At 44.9% G+C, this 15,261-nt stretch carries 16 protein-coding genes; 7 read left to right on the forward strand and 9 right to left on the reverse strand.

Features of this window, described 5'->3' with window-relative positions; genetic code table 11:
- Positions 1 to 68 precede the first annotated feature (68 nt).
- Entirely contained in the window at positions 69 to 1,421 is a 1,353-nt protein-coding gene (locus tag R7E51_RS13190; RefSeq protein WP_005380257.1) for an AmpG family muropeptide MFS transporter, read from the forward strand.
- 63 nt (positions 1,422 to 1,484) lie between these two features.
- On the opposite strand, the gene R7E51_RS13195 is transcribed toward R7E51_RS13190, so the two are convergent.
- Genes R7E51_RS13195 through R7E51_RS13210 form a run of 4 tightly spaced genes read right to left on the reverse strand, consistent with a single transcriptional unit; the run spans position 1,485 to position 4,721 of the window.
- Positions 1,485 to 2,144, reverse strand: a complete 660-nt coding sequence (locus tag R7E51_RS13195; protein ID WP_033905538.1) for a ChrR family anti-sigma-E factor — start codon at positions 2,142 to 2,144, stop codon at positions 1,485 to 1,487.
- Positions 2,141 to 2,725, reverse strand: a complete 585-nt coding sequence (locus R7E51_RS13200) for an RNA polymerase sigma factor (RefSeq protein ID WP_005380255.1) — start codon at positions 2,723 to 2,725, stop codon at positions 2,141 to 2,143. The genes R7E51_RS13195 and R7E51_RS13200 overlap by 4 nt, the downstream gene beginning before the upstream one ends.
- A 44-nt stretch (positions 2,726 to 2,769) precedes the next feature.
- On the reverse strand, positions 2,770 to 4,128 hold the full coding sequence (locus R7E51_RS13205; RefSeq protein WP_053306734.1) for a DUF4397 domain-containing protein: 1,359 nt from the start codon (positions 4,126 to 4,128) through the stop codon (positions 2,770 to 2,772).
- Entirely contained in the window at positions 4,125 to 4,721 is a 597-nt protein-coding gene (locus R7E51_RS13210) for an LON peptidase substrate-binding domain-containing protein (protein WP_053304081.1), read from the reverse strand. Before R7E51_RS13210 ends, R7E51_RS13205 begins: the two co-directional genes overlap by 4 nt.
- A gap of 323 nt (positions 4,722 to 5,044) precedes the next feature.
- Between R7E51_RS13210 and R7E51_RS13215 the strand changes: the two genes are divergently transcribed.
- The 4 genes from R7E51_RS13215 to csdA all read left to right on the forward strand — a co-directional run bounded on the left by R7E51_RS13215 (position 5,045) and on the right by csdA (position 8,696).
- Entirely contained in the window at positions 5,045 to 5,890 is an 846-nt protein-coding gene (locus tag R7E51_RS13215) for a nucleoside-specific channel-forming Tsx family protein (RefSeq protein ID WP_005391741.1), read from the forward strand.
- Positions 5,891 to 5,998: 108 nt separating this feature from the next.
- Complete coding sequence (gene panE, locus R7E51_RS13220; RefSeq protein ID WP_053306735.1) at positions 5,999 to 6,889, forward strand: 2-dehydropantoate 2-reductase; 891 nt, start codon at positions 5,999 to 6,001, stop codon at positions 6,887 to 6,889.
- Complete coding sequence (locus R7E51_RS13225) at positions 6,886 to 7,485, forward strand: DJ-1 family glyoxalase III (RefSeq protein WP_006742560.1); 600 nt, start codon at positions 6,886 to 6,888, stop codon at positions 7,483 to 7,485. The genes panE and R7E51_RS13225 overlap by 4 nt, the downstream gene beginning before the upstream one ends.
- A complete protein-coding gene (gene csdA, locus R7E51_RS13230; RefSeq protein WP_025768229.1) occupies positions 7,485 to 8,696 on the forward strand; it encodes a cysteine desulfurase CsdA in 1,212 nt (403 codons plus the stop codon). The genes R7E51_RS13225 and csdA overlap by 1 nt, the downstream gene beginning before the upstream one ends.
- Positions 8,697 to 8,729: 33 nt before the next feature.
- On the opposite strand, the gene R7E51_RS13235 is transcribed toward csdA, so the two are convergent.
- From R7E51_RS13235 to R7E51_RS13255, 5 genes are all read right to left on the reverse strand, one after another.
- Positions 8,730 to 9,650, reverse strand: a complete 921-nt coding sequence (locus tag R7E51_RS13235; protein ID WP_206957681.1) for a GGDEF domain-containing protein — start codon at positions 9,648 to 9,650, stop codon at positions 8,730 to 8,732.
- 309 nt (positions 9,651 to 9,959) lie between these two features.
- Positions 9,960 to 10,388, reverse strand: coding sequence for a cysteine desulfurase sulfur acceptor subunit CsdE (csdE, locus tag R7E51_RS13240; RefSeq protein ID WP_005380244.1), 429 nt, complete (start codon positions 10,386 to 10,388; stop codon positions 9,960 to 9,962).
- A gap of 19 nt (positions 10,389 to 10,407) precedes the next feature.
- Positions 10,408 to 11,217, reverse strand: coding sequence for a tRNA cyclic N6-threonylcarbamoyladenosine(37) synthase TcdA (gene tcdA / locus R7E51_RS13245; protein ID WP_206957683.1), 810 nt, complete (start codon positions 11,215 to 11,217; stop codon positions 10,408 to 10,410).
- A gap of 99 nt (positions 11,218 to 11,316) precedes the next feature.
- Complete coding sequence (gene mltA, locus R7E51_RS13250) at positions 11,317 to 12,420, reverse strand: murein transglycosylase A (RefSeq protein ID WP_017636015.1); 1,104 nt, start codon at positions 12,418 to 12,420, stop codon at positions 11,317 to 11,319.
- Between the two features lie 273 nt (positions 12,421 to 12,693).
- A complete protein-coding gene (locus R7E51_RS13255) occupies positions 12,694 to 13,149 on the reverse strand; it encodes a DUF2850 domain-containing protein (RefSeq protein WP_005380234.1) in 456 nt (151 codons plus the stop codon).
- Positions 13,150 to 13,311: 162 nt separating this feature from the next.
- Here R7E51_RS13255 and argA point away from each other — a divergent pair, with 162 nt between their 5' ends.
- Both argA and R7E51_RS13265 read left to right on the forward strand, forming a co-directional pair.
- Positions 13,312 to 14,649: an amino-acid N-acetyltransferase gene (argA, locus tag R7E51_RS13260; protein ID WP_042521373.1), complete on the forward strand. Its 1,338-nt coding sequence runs from the start codon at positions 13,312 to 13,314 to the stop codon at positions 14,647 to 14,649.
- 415 nt (positions 14,650 to 15,064) lie between these two features.
- A complete protein-coding gene (locus R7E51_RS13265) occupies positions 15,065 to 15,253 on the forward strand; it encodes a hypothetical protein (protein ID WP_005380230.1) in 189 nt (62 codons plus the stop codon).
- Positions 15,254 to 15,261: the final 8 nt, after the last annotated feature.

The raw sequence follows: 15,261 nt of genomic DNA on the forward strand, positions 1-15,261 counted from the left end.
AAACGATAAGCCCTTTGAATAATCGAAGGGCTTTCTCTTTCAACGGCTTCATTTTATTGGATTGATTTATGTCTTCATTACCTTCCATCACTTGGTTGGAAACGGTAAAAAGTTACCTCGATAAACGACTCATGTGGGTTTTCATGCTGGGCTGCTCTAGCGGCTTTCCGTGGGTTCTTATCGGCTCAAACATGTCAGGTTGGCTAAAAGATGCCGGCTTGACCCTCTCCGCAATTGGCTATTTTGGTAGCGTTTTTGCGGTCTATGCGATCAACTTTCTGTGGGCACCTCTGGTTGACCGCGTGAAGCTGCCAGTCCTCTTTAGACTGCTGGGGCAAAGACGTAGCTGGATTTTCTTTTGTCAAAGTATCGTACTCGTCGCTACCCTATTTATTGCCGGCGTAAATCCAGCGGAAAACTTGGTGTTTGCGTCACTACTCGCCTTGTGTATTGCAACGGCTTCAGCGACACAAGACATCGCAATTGATGCTTTTCGTATTGATACTTTCCCAAAGTCAGAAGAGTCTAAACTGCCTCAAGCTTCTGCAATGGCGGTCATTGGCTGGTGGACAGGTTATTCACTACCGGGTTATTTAGCGTTTGTTAATGCTGATAGCGTCGGTTGGAATGGTGTGTATTACGGGATGGCGGTGATAGTCGGCATTCTAATGGTCTTTACGATTTTAGTCGGTGAACCGAAGACTCAACGCGAACAACTTCAGTCTGCCGCTGAACAACGACACAAAGAAGTGGTTGGTTCAAAAGTCGTAGCTTGGTTTACCGTGACTGTTGTAGAACCTTTCCTTGATTTCTTTAATCGCAATGGCGTCCGTGTCGCGATTACTCTGTTGCTGTTCGTTTTCCTATTTAAAATTGGCGAAGCGTTTTTGGGCAGGATGTCGATCGCGTTCTATAAAGATATTGGTTTTAGCAATGAACAAATTGGCTATTACTCCAAACTGATTGGTTGGGGAGCCACCATCTTCTTTACTTTTGTCGGAAGCATGTTCAACGTTAGGTTTGGTATTGTACGTGGATTAATGATCGGCGGTATTGCTATGTCTGCCAGTAACTTGATGTTTGCATGGATTGCTTCGGTAGGCCCAAACGAGCACTTGTACTTAGCCACGATTATTGTCGATAACTTTACGACTGCTTTCTCAACCGTCGCTTTTGTTTCATTTTTGACGATTCTAACCGGGCAAGCATTTTCGGCAACTCAGTATGCGTTGCTTGCCTCTCTAGGAAACTTCGGACGGACGACTCTTGCTTCTTTCAGTGGCGAGCTAGTGGATTATCTTAATGATTGGAGCACATTCTTCGTGCTTACCGCTGTCATGGTCGTGCCAAGCTTGATTATGTTGTACTCGCTACGACATTACTTTGATGCTCTATTGGAAAAAGCACGTCACAAGCATTAACGAAGCATATAAAAAACCACCGAATTCGGTGGTTTTTGTTTTGCGATATATAAGATAAGAGGTCTATGGGTATAACCCTTTACCAAACATATTAAATATACGTGCCACGCCTTGAGTAAAGATCATCGGCTCAGTCAATACGGTTAAACACAAGCAGTCTTCTCCGGCCTTAGTGTAAGGGCTATGCTTCACTGATGCGTCTCTAATCATCAAATCGCCTTCTTCATATTGGCCATCCTCGTCACTAAATCCGCCATGTAGGATCAATGTAGACTCCAGGCCTTTGTGCGTATGTTGAGGAATTTGCACATCTTCCCCGATGTACATTAAGCTGACACGAGCGTCTTCCCCTAGGTCAATCTGAGCACTGAAAACCTTGCCTCCGTAACTTCTCCATGACCCTACGAGGTCAGAGAAACGCGCTAGAGTTTTAGGAAGAGCGAAACTTTTTCCTGCCACATTAACAGCAGCAGGGTCGCGGATCACGATATTATCAGTCGCTGGCTCCGCATTGATGATGTCATTAAACATGTCGTCAAATTCAGAAACATACTCAGAAGGTATGTCACTTACGATGTTCGCTTGACTTGCTTCGACTTGGTTCACATAAGCTCGGCACTTGGTGCATGTTTCTAAATGGGTTGCGACCACAAGACCAGAAACTGCATCAATGCTTCCCGAAGCGTATGCTTCTAACAAGCTGTTATCTGGGTGTTTGTTCATAGTTGCTCCGTATGCATTGAATGCCTTAGCTTTTCTACTGCAAGCCTCAGCCTGGATTTTACAGTACCGAGGGGTATATCAAATAATTCCGCGACCTGTTGATGAGGTAGCTCTTCAAGATATACCGCTTGTAAAACATCTCTCTGGTTTTTCGGTAATATATCTAAAAACTTAACCACCTGTTCTTTCAACATATCTTGCTCTGGTGAATAGTGATCAACAAGATCAGGTGGATAATACTCTGACGGCCAAATGTCATCAGAATGAATGTGTAATTCCTTACCTTTCTGTTTTCTCAGCAAATCAAAACAAAGGTTTCGGATTATGGTATATATCCAAGTCGATAACGCGCTCTTTTCACCATCATAGAGGTGCGCTTTCTGCCAAACTGTCGCCATGGTCTCTTGCACCATCTCCATAGCAACTTGCTCATTACCAACATGTTTGTAAGCGAATTGCTTCAGCTTGGGTGCGTAAAAACGGAATACAAAAGCGAACGCGTCTTTGTCTCGAGCCTTCACTTTATCCATGTAATCGTTCCAATCACTGCGCCCCAGTTTTTTCGGGCTATCACTCATCATAATCGGCCTTAATTTGTGGGAGGAGTTTCCTCCTCCCATTCTTCCTAATCGGTCACGTCATCGACCAACAAGTTGAAACCACCGTTGTTCCCATCATCAATGGCAACGACTTGGTACACAACACCGTTCATTACATTGACTGGTGCTGAGTCAACCGCAACAATACTTGGGTTACCAGCCACTGTTACCGTTACATAATATGTACCTTCAGCGACATATAATCCTTGTACACTGTTTTTATACGCAAAATTAGCAATAGTTGGATCACTTCCATCTATTCCTGCACTAGTAGTGAGGTAAATATCCACCATTTCCGCTATAGGATTAGCCGCGGCGTGTGTCACATTCAATGTCGCGCTAGTCGCCACAGCGCGTCTCATATCTTCAACAACCAGAGCTTCGATATCAATCGCTGGGCTAACAACACCGACTGCATAAACACTGTAATCCATTCCACCTGCAACCATTAACCCGCCAACATCTATGATCGGATTGGTTGTTGTGCCATCCACGTAAACGTCAATATCGTAAGCGCTAGCAGCAAGATCCAAATAACCACGAATCTCTTTGAACGCTAAGTCGGCAAGAGGAGCGAAGGCCGCCCCGTTAACGTTAACATCGACGACTGGCGCTCCATCGACAAGGTGTCCGACTCTTACTTCAGCTTGGCTGCCCATATCTTCAATTATAGAAGAGCCCGAACCGTCCAACACCAAGAGTTTGACAGGTGACGTGCTATTCGAATCTCCTGTGCCGATAGCGGCAATCGTCAAGTTGGAGTTAGCCGCAAGAGATACTTTGCCCGAGTCAAAAGCAACGCTGTCTCCTACGGCAAGTCGAACTTGATACTCACCAGCTGGGATGTTCAATACGTCGGTAGAAGCTTTGTAAGCAAGGTTAGTTATTGGAGTCGCGCTAGCAAGAGCAACACCTGGCTCAGTGACATAAAGATCAACAGCAGGAACGCCTGAAGCTGCATGAACAACTTGAACATCTAGACTATTGGCATCAGCCATTGAATCGGCGCTGCGAGTCACAACTAAAGGCTCAACTGGGTTTGGCGAACCATCGGCATCGCCAACAACGAACACGTTATAATTGAGGTCGGAATCAAGATCTAGTTCTGTTTTAGGTACTACGGTCGCGGTTTCATTACCTGGGAGCTGTACATCGACCTGAATCGAATTCATCCCCTCTCGCAATTTAACGTAGCCAGATCCCACACCATAATCAACATTCGTTAAAGATGGTTTATCGTTGATCCACACATTTGCAAGCGGCGCATCAGAAGAAGCGTGCACTGCTTGTAAATTGGAATACTCGATAGTGTCACTGTCGGAGCCACACGCCGCCAGTCCTAATGTCGCAACAATAGTTAGCGCAGCTTTATTAAATCCTTTCATATCCTTGCCTCTTTGTTAGTCGGGGCTTCTATGGCTTCTGTCAGAAATTGCAACGCAGGAATACAGTCCTCTGCGCCGACTAGCTGTTCGAACAGATTGCAGTCTAGGGGTAGTAACTCAAGCCAACGCTGAGTAACCCAAGCAGAGTCATCGTAAAAACGATGCTGGTAGAGGCTTCCAAGTTGAGGAAACTCTTCATAAACATGGGATAACTGCTGGCTTAAAAAGAAGAAATCTGGTGAGTTGTCTAGATGTTGCCAATTGTCTAACCATTCAACCTCTGCATGACGTAAGCCATCCGCATCTGCACGGACGCGTTTGACAATAAAGCGTTGCTCACCAGCAACTGTAATACCAAGAAGGCCATCACTGAGTGTTTCAAAATCAACGATCCTGACCAAAGTTCCGATAGATGAAACGTTACCCACGTCTTTAGGGTCACCTTCACTTCCTACCAGGCAAACTCCAAAGCCCACATTTTGTAGGCTGCATTCCTTTACCATTCGCTTATATCGTGGCTCAAAAATGCGCAGATTCATTTTACCCTCAGGGAGTACAACTGAAGTGAGTGGGAATAACATGACTTCTTTCATTCAAACGTCCTCTTTGATTCACGGATACATACGAATCCCTTATCACTCCGATCACTAACGATTTATGTTGGTTAATCGACTGGCTTAAAAAGTCATAAAATCGCTTACGCAAACGATCCAAATCACACATTTATTGCAATCAAATGCAACAAACAAAAAGTTCCGTAAATAAAGATAATTTCGTGACACAACTCACCAAAAACGTTCAGTTTTGCACCCTTTATCACTTTCATTTGGGATTTTTATCGCTATTATTCCCGCCAATTGGAAAGCGCAGCATAGATTGCGTGTTCTGAATCATTACAAACATAGAGAGTCCCCTTATGCGTAAATCACTTTTAGCTCTTAGCCTTCTAGCGGCTACTTCAGCTCCAGTTATGGCGGCAGATTACTCTGACGGCGATATCCACAAAAACGATTACAAGTGGATGCAGTTCAACTACATGTACTCAATTGATGAAATGCCACGAGTTAAAGGCGCTGACGACAACGCTCACGATTACCTAGAAATGGAATTTGGCGGTCGCTCTGGTATTTTCGACCTATACGGTTACGTAGACGTATTTAACCTAGCGACTAAAGATAACCAAGATAAGTCAATTGAGAACGGCGCTCCTGACAAGATGTTCATGAAATTTGCACCACGTATGTCTCTAGATGCCGTAACTGGTAAAGACCTATCTTTCGGTCCAGTTCAAGAGCTATACATTGCATCTCTAATGGAATGGGGCGGTAACAACGGTGGTGTAAACAACCAGAAAATCGGTTTAGGTTCTGATGTAATGGTTCCTTGGTTAGGTAAAATCGGCCTAAACCTGTACAGCACTTACGATGGCAACAACAAAGGTTGGAACGGTTTCCAAATCTCGACTAACTGGTTCAAACCATTCTACTTCTTCGACAATGGTTCATTCATTTCTTACCAAGGTTACATTGATTACCAATTCGGTATGGATGATGATGCTGGTAACAAATTTGGTACTACCGCGTCAAACGGTGGTGCAATGTTCAACGGCATTTACTGGCACTCAGATCGCTTCGCGGTTGGTTACGGCCTGAAGGCATACAAAGAAGTATATGGCGTAAAAGACGGTCTACAAGTTGCTCCAGGTGTTGAGCTAGAATCGACTGGTGTAAGCCACTACCTAGCTGTAACTTACAAGTTCTAATTGAACCACTAAGTTTGCTCAAAAATGGCGCCTTTCGGCGCCATTTTTATTTGCTTTCCTTTTTTCCCTCATTATCCTTGCAGCAAACCTTTTTAATGAGAGCGTTTGGTGAATATCCTTATCCTCGGTCCAGGTGCGGTGGGCTCACTCTGGGCAACAAAATTTAAGCTTGCCGGGCACAATGTTTCATTGTGGGGAAGAAGTTCAGAGAGACAACAACCACTTCAGTTGGATGACACACCCGCAATCGTATTCAGTAATCAAGATATTTCCTCCGTAAATCAAGCGGACCTCATTTTGATCACGGTAAAAGCTTGGCAAGTGGAAGACGCCATTCAGCCTTTGCTCCCTCATATCAATACAGACACGATTATCATGCTGATGCACAATGGTATGGGTACTGCCTCTGCCTTGGAGAAGGTTGTGCCAAACAATCCGATAGTGCTCGCAACAACGACGCACGGCGCATACAAACCAGATAACCAACACGTATTGCATACCGGTCACGGAACAACGCAAGCGGGTGGTTATAATGACAAAGGAATGCAGTGCACTTTTCTGAAAGATGTTATGCATAATGCCCTTCCAGAGGCCATTTGGAATCCACACATCCAATCTGCGTTATGGACTAAGTTAGCGATCAACTGCGCGATTAACCCACTGACTGCGATTCTCCAGTGTAAGAATGGTGAACTTGCGAAGCCCGAGTTTAAGATACAACTCGAAAGCATCACTCAAGAACTGGTTGAAGTAATGAGTAAAGAAGGTATTGCTATCGAGTTTCGCTCTCTTTTCGATACGGTAATGCAAGTGGTGAACGCCACAGCTGAGAACTATTCTTCAATGAGACAAGACGTATTCCATCAGCGTCGAACGGAAATTGATTTTATAACCGGATACTTGTTAAAGGCTGCCGAGAAACATCGCATCAATACGCCTGAGAATTTAAAACTTTACCAACGCATCAAACAAATAGAACAAAGCTGGACAGAACAATGAGTAAGAAAATCTTAGTGCCAATCGCTCCGGGCACCGAAGAAATGGAAGCCGTCACCGTTATCGACATGATGGTTCGCGCGGGTTATGACGTTACGGTAGCGAGTGCTGCTTTTGATGGCTCATTGACGATGAAAGCTTCTCGCGGAGTCACACTAACAGCCGATTGTAAACTGGTCGATATTGCTGATGATGAGTTTGACGCCATAGCGCTTTCTGGTGGTGTTGGCGGTGCAGAAATTTTTCGTGATAGCACGGTGATGATAGAAATCCTTAAGCAGCACATCTACGAGGGAAAATTGGTCGCTGCTATCTGCGCAGCACCGGCGTTGGTATTGCAACACCATGATCTTTTCCCACAATCACTGATGACCTGTCACCCGAGCTTTCAGTCACATATCCCGGAAGAGAAGTGGCGCAGCAAACGCGTGACCTTTGATATCAACCACAACCTGATCACCAGTCAAGGTCCGGGTACAGCTTTAGAGTTCGCGATGGAAGTAATCATTCAACTCTCAGGTAAAAAACACGCATGGTCAGTTGCTGAACCAATGATCCCTCTGCCTACTCTGCACTACCACAAGCTTGGTGAAGAATAATGTTTGACGTAAATGCTGTACGCGAGCAATTTCCTGCTCTAAACCAATCCGTCAACGATACGCCCTTAGTGTATCTAGATAGCGCAGCGACAACGCAAAAACCGCAATGTGTGATTAATGTCATCAGTCATTACTACAGTGCGCAAAATGCCAATGTTCACCGTGGCAGCCATAGTTTAACGGCTAATGCCACCAGCCAATTTGAAGCGGCACGAGAACGAGTGGCAAGCTTTATTGGTGCAAACAGCTCTAAAGAGATCATTTGGACACGGGGCGCAACCGAAGCACTGAACTTAATTGCTCAAACCTACGCCCGTAGCACGTTACAACCAGGTGATGAGATCTTGATTAGCGAGATGGAGCACCACGCCAACATCGTGCCCTGGCAAATCGTGGCAGAGCAAACGGGTGCTAAAGTCATTAAAGTTCCGATGACATCAGATTGCCAGTTCGACATCAGTGCATTTGAGGCGCTTCTGTCTGACCGCTGTAAAATTGTTGCTTGCGCGCAAATAACCAACGTAACAGGCACACGCCAACCTATAGAAAAAATCACTGAACTGGCGCACAACGTTGGCGCGGTTATTGTAGTTGATGGCGCGCAAGGCATCGTACATGAGCAACTTGATTTATCGGCATCAGATATCGATTTCTACGTTTTCTCAGGTCACAAACTTTATGCACCAGCAGGCATTGGGGTTTTATACGGCAAGCTTGAACTTTTGGAAGCCATGCCACCATGGCACGGCGGCGGTAAAATGGTTGAACGCGTTTCTTTCGAAAAAACGACGTTTTCTGCACTTCCTGGAAAATTTGAAGCGGGCACACCAAACGTTGCGGGCGCGATTGCTCTAGCGAAAGCCATTGAGTGGTACCAAGGTTTTGACCATCACGAAGTAGAGACTCATCTCCATGCGCTTCAGGATAAGGCCTACCAAGCACTAAGCGCTTTGGATGACATCCATATTCTAGGCTATCAACCGAATGCCTCTGTACTGACCTTCGTAATGGACGGCGTTCATCACCAAGATATTGCGACGCTGCTCGATCAACAAGGCATTGCGGTACGAGCAGGACACCACTGCGCTCACCCATTGATGGATGCGCTAAATGTGAAAGGCACGGTACGCGTCTCTTTTGGTATTTATAACACGACGAGCGATGTGGAAAGACTCATCGCCGCCGTAGAAAAAGCCGTCGACATGCTATAACGCCAACGGTTTGATTTGGAGTAACCAACAAGGTTACTCCATCTGCCTATCCAGAGTCGCCACGCAATTTCTGCCATTTCTTTTCGCAGCATAAAGCGCTTTATCTGCATGCGCATACAAACGTTTGGTGGTTTCATTTCTGCCTATTTCCACCACGCCTACACTCACCGTGACCGGAATTTCAATCTTTTCAAATTCGAACTGACAATTTTGAATGTGGGAACGTACTTCCTCTCCTACCTCTTTCGCCGCCGACAGAGAAGTTTCTGGCAAAATAATCGCAAACTCCTCCCCTCCGACTCTTGCGAAAATTTCGTCTTTGACGAGTAAGTGAGAAACCAAATCAGCTAACGTCTCTAAGACATAATCCCCCGCATCATGACCACGTTTATCATTGATGACTTTAAAAAAGTCCAAATCAAACAATAACAACGCGGAGTGATAATCTGGAGCTTGGGATTTAATAACTTCTTCTGTGAGCTTTTCGAAAAAAACACGTCGGTTGTAGATATTGGTGAGAGCATCTATTTGGCTTTGATGGCGAAGAAGGGTTTCAACTCGGTGGCGATTGGAGATGTTGCGTGTAAGAATAAGGACAACGCGACGACCCCGGTATTTTATAGCGAGTGGGCAGATCTTGCCTTCGTAGTATAGCTCGCCTCTTGGCCCACTGTTAGCATCTATTCCCTGAATGCTGTCGGCGCACATCTTGTACTCGATCGTCACAATACTGTCTTGTTTCAGTGACCGATTTATCTGTTCGATAAACCAGTCAGCTTTATCTTTCTCGAGTACGCTGTGCAGCGTCTCACCTATCAAATTACTTCCATCGTGATAGGCTTTTTTATCTGTTCCTCCAAAAACATCAATATAGATACCATCTTCACTCAGAATAAAAGTGGGGTCTGGCATTCCGGATAACACGTCTTGCGCATGTTCCAAGGTGAATTGCATATAGGGAGGTTCCTAGCATTTGTATCTAAGTAACCCAATCGCTTCCAAGTGTGTTTCCACATTGGGGAATAGGAGCGAATGGGGCATATGTCTATTATCTAATATAGACAAATTTTAAATACAATTGAGTTTATAAAAACCAAGTGGGCAATATAATGAACCAGGATCAATAGAATGGTTAATTAACGCTAAAATAGTCGACCATTTGCATACTTTTTATCCATATGCAAAAAATATCTCAACTCAGATACAAAAAACGCCAAACAGTTAGGCTATTCGGCGTTTTTTAAGAGTTGGGAAAATGACTCGTTACACGGCGATTTGCTTAATCTGCTCTACAATAGCTTTCAAGCCATTACCACGTGACGGGCTTAAATGGGAGACAAGCCCCAGCTGATCAAAATAAGCATCAATATCAAATGCTTGAATTTGATCGGCCGTTTTACCGTCATAAGCTGCCATTACCAAGGCAATCAATCCACGGACGATACGCGCATCGGAGTCCGCACAAAAATGCCAAACGCCATCTTGCTCTTTGCTCACTAACCACACCAAGCTTTCACAACCCGAAACGGTAACTTGTTCTGATTTCAGCTCTTCTGGCATTTGTGGCAGCTTTTTACCCCACTGAATAACCTGACGGTAGCGATCTTCCCAGCCTTGAAATTGCTGCATAGTCGCTACAATGTCTTCGCTGGTGATATCTGTACCAAATGGAGAAACGGGAAAATCTGTCATGATGCGCTCTTCTTCTAGTTTACTTCTTATATTTTGAAATCAACTTCTCAACGATTCGCGATACCGCGACAAAGCCAAACGTTGCAGTTACAACAGTCGCCGCACCAAAACCGCTAGCACAATCCATACGTTTTGGGCCTTCCGCTGTCGACTTCACACCACACACTGAACCGTCTGCTTGAGGATACTTCAGCTGCTCGGTTGAAAACACGCAATCAATACCAAACTTACGAGCCGGATTCTTAGGGAAGTTATGATGACGACGCAAGGTGTCTTTGATTTTCTTCGCTAGAGGATCTTGGATCGTTTTCGTTAAATCAGCGACCATGATCTGCGTTGGGTCAACCTGACCACCAGCACCACCCGTGGTGATCACTTTGATCTTGTTGCTGCGGCAATACGCCAACAAAGACGCCTTCGCTTTTACGCTGTCAATCGCATCTAGCACGTAATCAAACTCTTTGCTTAAGTACTCATGTTGATTGCCTGGCGTGATGAAATCATCAATCAGGTTGACTTTACACTCTGGGTTGATCAATTTGACACGCTCGGCCATCACTTCAATTTTGCTTTGGCCAACGGTGCCCGTCATCGCATGAATTTGGCGGTTAATATTCGTGACACAAACATCGTCCATATCAATCAGAGTCAACTCACCGATCCCCGTACGAGCCAGCGCTTCCACCGCCCATGAACCTACGCCACCAATACCAATCACACAAACGTGTGCAGCGCGAAGAATGTCTACTTCACTGTTGCCATAAAGACGACGAGTGCCGCCAAAGCGTTGATTGTAGCTGTCAGATGCTGGGGTATCGAGTTCACGCATATTGAAGTCCAGATGATCGATAGAAAAACAAAGAGTGCGATTTATACGCACTCTTTGATGAAATGTCTAGATAAGAGAGTGTTCCTCTTTCTTGGGTCGCTATTGTAGCTTTTCTGGCGGTAAAGCCCAAGGCGCTTGAGTTGGTGAGTTTTCCAGCCCAAGTTTCCAAACTCGACCAAAATGCTTGTAGTGCCCTGCTTCCGTTCCTGCTCTCGCACCAATGCCATGATACAGATCCAAATGGTTCTGTTTTACCGCACCACCAGTGTCTAAAACGATCAGCATTCTCAGTTGATGAGCACCGCTCCACGTACCATCCGCATTCAGCAATGGTACTTCCGCCAAGATTGGTGTGCCCATTGGTAAGATAGAACGGTCACCCGCGACCGCGGCCATTGGCAACAAAGGAATACCAGCCGATCCCGTTACTGGCGCTTCCGCTTTTGGCGCAAAGAAGACGTAAGAAGGGTTTTGCTCCAACAACTCGCGTACTGTTGCGTCGTCGTTGTCCATTACCCACTCTTTAATCGCTTTGAGAGACATTTTTTCACGCGGCACTTCACCACGTTCAATCAAAATGCGGCCAATACTAACGTAAGCTTTATTATTTTTCCCTGCGTACGCGAAGTACTCCAACGTATCATCATCTTCAAAATGCACATAGCCACTGCCCTGCACTTCCATCATAAACGAGTCAATACGGTTAGGCGCATAACCTAGCACTAAACCTTGGCCATCTAATGCCCCGTTGTAGATCTCCGCACGAGTCGGACAATCTGATGAGCAGTTTGGCTTGCCATAAACTGGGTACTTAAAAATGTCGTTTGGTGTATGACGCAGCTCCATCACGGGAGAAAAGTATCCGGTAAACAGCACATTACCTTTTTTATCACCACCACCCAATTGCGCGGCTTGAATGCCAAACGCACTCAACGCACTGGTATCTCCGCTCTGTTGCGCCCACTCACTTAATCGTTGATATAGCGGTTGGTATATCTTCGCCATGGATGGTGACTTTATCACCACTTGCTCAGCTTGCTTGTTAAATTCAGTAAAATCGCGTGGTTTGTTAGACTCAACCACATCCACTTGATTGAGGATCTGAGGAAACTCACCATCAAGATATTGCTGAGCACGATCATTTTGTTGAGCACAGCCAAAGAGTAGGCTCAAAGAGATAATAGGAAGGAGTTTTTTTAACACGTGTCTTTTCCGTAAAAGAGAATAGCAAAAGGATGGCAAACAAATGCATACGGTGCAATTGAAAAGCAACGACAAAATGTTTCAACGCTAAGCCAATCCGTTTACTCGTTGTGAATTCATTCAGTTAATACAACATGATAGCAGCGGAAGAATTACGGAATTGTCCGGATTATGTTTGAAAGTAAGATTTACTGATTGAGAGATGAAATTGTGATCATCCATGTGACTCACAGACGCAAGAGATCTCTGCTTAACAGACAAAGATAAAAACGACTATCTTACCGCAATCCTTGCACGCCCCTCTAAACGGAATACAGGTAGATAATGTGCATTGGCATCCAGCTTCATTTCTGCATGCTGCTTACCCACAAAATTGAAGTGCCGCTCATTTGAACCCACTCGATACGAAAACGAATCCCCATCGAATTCAAAACTGGTCGCCACTGTAGAACCATTTACGGTAACACCGCGCTCACTCAACACAAATTCTTCACGAGCATAAGGCGCAACATCTTGCTCAACCCAGCGACCATAAATTGTCGATTTGGGAATGGGCGGATTAATGGTTCGAGTAATCAAATCACTATACAGCATGCACACGACAACGGTTCCAACTATCGCTATAAGCATGAGAGAACGCTCTAGCCACTTACGAAGCATTGATTTAGATGACGTTTTTGACAGATTTGAAGCAGTGATCGCAGCATTCTTATTAACAGCAGAAGACATGAGGTTCACGTATTGAGGAAAGACGCCACCATTGTAACCTTCCCTCTTAACGGGACCAAGAACCTACCTCAATATGTTTGTGCTTTATTCCAAAATTTCACCTTGCCACCAAGTGAATAAAAAGGCATTATTTTAACATAATTAAACAAAGGAATGGCTGTAGTGAAAATTCGTAGTACTGCTCTCGTAAAAGGATTCCGTCAATCAACACCTTATGTCAATGCTCACCGCGGAAAAACCATGGTGATCATGCTGGGCGGAGAAGCCGTCGCACACAAAAATTTTGGCAATATTATTAATGATATCGCACTCATGCACAGCCTCGGAATCAAAGTCGTGGTGGTGTATGGTGCACGTCCTCAAATTAATCAGCTGCTAGAAAAACAAGACCTCACTACGCCTTACCACAAAAATATCCGCATTACGGATGAATCAGCTTTATCTGTTGTTATGCAAGCTGCCGGACAACTTCAGCTTGCGATTACTGCGCGCCTATCAATGAGCCTCAACAACACTCCGATGGCAGGTACCCAGCTCAATGTTGTTAGCGGAAACTACATCATTGCTCAACCACTCGGCGTTGATGATGGTGTGGACTATTGCCATAGTGGACGCATTCGCCGCATTGACACCGATGCTATCAACCGCACTCTTGATCAAGGTTCAATTGTTCTGCTAGGTCCCATTGCTAGCTCTGTGACTGGCGAGTGCTTCAATTTATTATCGGAAGAAGTCGCCACCCAACTAGCGATAAAGCTGGGTGCGGATAAGCTGATTGGTTTTTGCTCCGAACAAGGTGTCATTGATGACAACGGCAATGCTGTCGCCGAGTTACTACCAATTGAGGCGGAGCATGTCATCAAAACGCTTTCTGAAAATACGTATCCTGACCTAGATTACAACACTGGGACACTGCGCTTTCTTAAAGGCTCTATTGCCGCTTGCCGTGCCGGAGTACCTCGTAGCCACTTGATCAGTTATAAAGTAGATGGCGCCTTAATTCAGGAGTTGTTCTCTTTCGATGGCATCGGAACCCAAGTTGTTATGGCGAGTGCTGAACAAGTGAGGCAAGCTAATATTGACGATATTGGCGGTATCTTAGACCTCATTCGTCCTTTAGAAGAACAAGGTGTACTCGTTAGACGCTCTCGAGAGCAGCTAGAGCAAGAGATTGGAAAATTTACCATCATCGAAAAAGACGGCTTGATTATTGGCTGTGCTGCCCTTTATCCATACCCAGAAGAGCGCAAAGCTGAGATGGCTTGCGTAGCGATTCACCCTGACTATCGTGATGGAAACCGAGGTTTGTTACTGCTCAACTACATGAAACATCGTTCTAAATCCGAAACCATTGATCAGATTTTTGTCCTCACGACACATAGTTTGCATTGGTTTAGAGAGCAAGGTTTTTACGAAGTCAGTGTCGACTATTTGCCTGGAGCCAAACAAGGGTTATATAACTTCCAGCGTAAGTCAAAAATCTTAGCGTTAGATTTATAGCTTAACCTTAAATCAGGGAGCGAAACTTAACGTTCCGCTATACCAAAACCTCAAGGTGCGGGATTCAGCTCATTAACGCTCAACCCTGCACATCGAGCTTGTTTAGGAACGAGTTTGTTTAGGAGTAAGGCCACACATAAACCCTACTCCGGACTAGCGGGTCATCATGTAAACCCAACTTAGAAATGCGCAAACCATTGCTTGATTTTTGTTCCAATTTTATCTTTTAAATATACATTTGGTTGGCTATACTCTGCTCGCTAGTGATTGGTTTTTAACCAATACGAATGGATCTAGGTGATGTAATGTAGCCTTCACCCTAAAATACTGGGCAATTGAAAAACTAGTTAGCTCCGTATTGCACACCAAGGACAGTTGTTAATCTGACTTTAAATAAGCCGAGACGAGCACTGTTATGAGAACAATCATTTGTAATTCGCTTCAAAGCTTCTGGGATATGGCTGACAATCAGTTTTTAGAAGGCCTAGACGTCCACTGTGTTTTCCCCGTAAATGACGCTATCCGAGATTTTATTCTTGCTTATCAACAGCAATACAAAATACGCAGCGTGTCTTTTACCAACGCGTTTGCAAAACATGCATAAAAGAAGAC

The sequence above is a fragment of the Vibrio sp. Vb1166 genome (assembly GCF_033338695.1).
Taxonomy (GTDB): Bacteria; Pseudomonadota; Gammaproteobacteria; order Enterobacterales; family Vibrionaceae; genus Vibrio; species Vibrio alginolyticus.

What these genes read in the sequence shown, in the direction of transcription:
- R7E51_RS13190 (WP_005380257.1), top strand. Translation starts at nt 69, where the DNA reads ATGTCTTCATTACCTTCCATCACTTGGTTGGAAACGGTAAAAAGTTAC.
- R7E51_RS13195 (WP_033905538.1), bottom strand. Translation starts at nt 2,144, where the DNA reads ATGAACAAACACCCAGATAACAGCTTGTTAGAAGCATACGCTTCGGGA.
- R7E51_RS13200 (WP_005380255.1), bottom strand. Translation starts at nt 2,725, where the DNA reads ATGATGAGTGATAGCCCGAAAAAACTGGGGCGCAGTGATTGGAACGAT.
- R7E51_RS13205 (WP_053306734.1), bottom strand. Translation starts at nt 4,128, where the DNA reads ATGAAAGGATTTAATAAAGCTGCGCTAACTATTGTTGCGACATTAGGA.
- R7E51_RS13210 (WP_053304081.1), bottom strand. Translation starts at nt 4,721, where the DNA reads ATGAAAGAAGTCATGTTATTCCCACTCACTTCAGTTGTACTCCCTGAG.
- R7E51_RS13215 (WP_005391741.1), top strand. Translation starts at nt 5,045, where the DNA reads ATGCGTAAATCACTTTTAGCTCTTAGCCTTCTAGCGGCTACTTCAGCT.
- R7E51_RS13225 (WP_006742560.1), top strand. Translation starts at nt 6,886, where the DNA reads ATGAGTAAGAAAATCTTAGTGCCAATCGCTCCGGGCACCGAAGAAATG.
- csdA (WP_025768229.1), top strand. Translation starts at nt 7,485, where the DNA reads ATGTTTGACGTAAATGCTGTACGCGAGCAATTTCCTGCTCTAAACCAA.
- R7E51_RS13235 (WP_206957681.1), bottom strand. Translation starts at nt 9,650, where the DNA reads ATGCAATTCACCTTGGAACATGCGCAAGACGTGTTATCCGGAATGCCA.
- csdE (WP_005380244.1), bottom strand. Translation starts at nt 10,388, where the DNA reads ATGACAGATTTTCCCGTTTCTCCATTTGGTACAGATATCACCAGCGAA.
- tcdA (WP_206957683.1), bottom strand. Translation starts at nt 11,217, where the DNA reads ATGCGTGAACTCGATACCCCAGCATCTGACAGCTACAATCAACGCTTT.
- R7E51_RS13255 (WP_005380234.1), bottom strand. Translation starts at nt 13,149, where the DNA reads ATGTCTTCTGCTGTTAATAAGAATGCTGCGATCACTGCTTCAAATCTG.
- R7E51_RS13265 (WP_005380230.1), top strand. Translation starts at nt 15,065, where the DNA reads ATGAGAACAATCATTTGTAATTCGCTTCAAAGCTTCTGGGATATGGCT.